A 1,765-nucleotide genomic window follows, 5' to 3' on the forward strand; every position below is an offset into this window, starting at 1 on the left:
ATATAATGCAACCAACGTTACTGTAATGGAGGTTGCAATAATGAAGTTTTTCGGAAGGGCCTATGAGCTCGATATCCTCAACACTATTTACATGCAGTGCAAATCCTCATATGGAAAGATTACGGTAATTACCGGACGAAGGCGAATAGGGAAGACGCTTCTTGCAAAAGAATACGCAAAAGACAAGGACTCAGTGTATCTGTTTACAAGTAGGAAAACGGAGAAACTGTTGTGTGAGGAGTATCTTCCATTATATGAACAATTGACTGGGGAGCCTTATATCGGAAGCATTGAACGATTCTCTGAGATTTTCGAATTATTCATGAAATATGGAATCACTAAACCATTCGTTCTTATAGTTGATGAGTTCCAGGAGTATGCACACATAAGCCCAAGTGTTTTTTCAGAGATTCAGAATATCTGGGATTCTTATAAATTCAGGACCCATGTGCACATTCTTTTTATTGGATCAATATATTCCATGATGGTTAACATCTTTCAGAACGAGAAAGAACCTCTCTTTGGAAGAGCAGACAGAATCCTCTATCTAAAACCTTTTTCAATATTCACGATAAAAGAAGTTCTTGAAGTGTACGATGCATATACTGTTAATAACTTGTTTATATACTACCTCATTACTGGGGGAGTTCCACGATATATGGAGATACTCCTTGAAAATACCTGTTTTACACAGGAAATGGTACTTGATCACATACTGAGTAAAGATTCCTTTTTCTTAGAGGAAGGAAAAAATCTCCTTATCCAGGAATTCGGGAAAGAGTATGGAATCTATTTTTCAATACTTGAGTTGATAGCTTCTGGTAAAACATCAAGGCAAGAAATTGAGTCGGTAATCACCAAGAGTATTGGTGGACATCTCCAACGTCTTGAGGATGAATATGATATAGTCAGAAAAGTACGTCCCATTGGCGCCAAGAAAGATTCAAGAAATCAGAAGTACCAAATCAAAGACCATTTCATGAGATTCTGGTTTCGATTTATCTACAAGAATTTTTCTCAAATTGAAAATGAGCGATTCACCTATGTAATAAAACTGATACATCGAGATCTCCCTACCTATTCAGGGCATACCCTTGAACGTCTATTCCTTGATATCTATTCTCGATCTTCAGACTATTCTGTCATTGGCACCTATTGGGAACGGGGAAATAAAAATGAAATAGACCTCGTAGCGATTGATGATTTCCATCGAACGATAAGCATTGCAGAAATCAAACTCAACAAAGAGAAGATCAGCATACAAAAACTACAGAAAAAAGCAGAGGGATTAGTGAAAACCTATAGTGATTATGCAATACAATATGAGGCTCTATCAATGGAAGACATTGAGGATAAAATGGAGGAATACACAGATCCCTCCTAGATCGATTGGTATCCACTTGGTCTGCCATGAAGAGCCTCTTGCTGTCAGATAGGAAAAATCAGTATCTGAATATTGCAGCAACACCAGTAGTGCTTGGCATCATATCCTTCGGAATGACAAGCACTTCTCCTTTTCTCATCAAGGTTAATTCAGCAATGTCATCCAAAAGGTCATCAAACGCTGGTTCTTTTATGTCTCCGTATTCCACCTCTCCAGTCGCTCGGTTGATCTTTCCCGGTACTATTTTGCTTTCCTCTATGAGTAGGGTTGCGATCCTGCTATTGAAAGCTGCTTTTGCTACCACTTTAACATCAGATGAGCCCAAAGTTTCGGCTTCAGCCATCTTATAGGATTCCTTTGCCTTTTCTATCTTCCTTAGAT

General features: G+C 38.4%; 2 protein-coding genes. One reads left to right on the plus strand and one right to left on the minus strand.

The genetic code is table 11. The features are described from left to right. Positions 1-1,384 (plus strand): ATP-binding protein (locus JF818_RS08610; protein ID WP_233066892.1); only part of this gene is annotated, 1,384 nt, incomplete at its 5' end. 58 nt (positions 1,385-1,442) lie between these two features. Here the strand turns inward: JF818_RS08610 and JF818_RS08615 are convergent. Continuing rightward, positions 1,443-1,765, minus strand: a 323-nt coding sequence (locus JF818_RS08615; RefSeq protein ID WP_233066908.1) for a hypothetical protein, incomplete at its 5' end; no start/stop codon positions are given.

It is taken from the genome of Sphaerochaeta sp. S2, assembly GCF_016406725.1.
Taxonomy (GTDB): domain Bacteria; phylum Spirochaetota; class Spirochaetia; order Sphaerochaetales; family Sphaerochaetaceae; genus Sphaerochaeta.